This is a genomic window from Odoribacter sp. N15.MGS-14, from assembly GCF_000980245.1.
GTDB lineage: Bacteria > Bacteroidota > Bacteroidia > Bacteroidales > Marinifilaceae > Odoribacter > Odoribacter splanchnicus.
In genome coordinates this window covers 1-559 of sequence record NZ_LARE01000197.1, presented here as the reverse complement: position 1 = coordinate 559, position 559 = coordinate 1, and the positions used below count along the sequence as shown (strand labels likewise).

The 559-nt window shown below is 53.0% G+C and carries 1 rRNA gene; it reads right to left on the bottom strand.

Going from position 1 to position 559, the window contains the following annotated elements:
- Window positions 1-27 precede the first annotated feature (27 nt).
- Window positions 28-559, bottom strand: a 23S ribosomal RNA gene (locus tag WS34_RS15115); the annotation flags it as partial.

The window sequence follows — 559 nt, the reverse complement described above, 5'->3', positions numbered from 1 at the left end:
TTTCTTTCATCCTACCTATCACCTTGCTTGGTCATGCCCTCGACCGATTAGTATCAGTCAGCTCCATACATTACTGCACTTCCACCTCTGACCTATCTACCTCGTCGTCTTCAAGGGGTCTTACTACTTACGTAGGGATATCTCATCTTGAGGGGGGCTTCACGCTTAGATGCCTTCAGCGTTTATCCCGTCCCGGCTTGGCTACTCTGCCATGCACTTGGTATGCAACAGATACACCAGCGGCCAGTCCATCCCGGTCCTCTCGTACTAAGGACAGCTCCTCTCAAATATCCTACGCCCACGCCGGATAGGGACCGAACTGTCTCACGACGTTCTGAACCCAGCTCGCGTACCGCTTTAATGGGCGAACAGCCCAACCCTTGGGACCTACTTCAGCCCCAGGATGCGATGAGCCGACATCGAGGTGCCAAACCACTCCGTCGATGTGAACTCTTGGGAGTGATAAGCCTGTTATCCCCAGGGTAGCTTTTATCCGTTGAGCGATGGCAATCCCACTTTATACCACCGGATCACTAAGTCCTACTTTCGTACCTGCTCC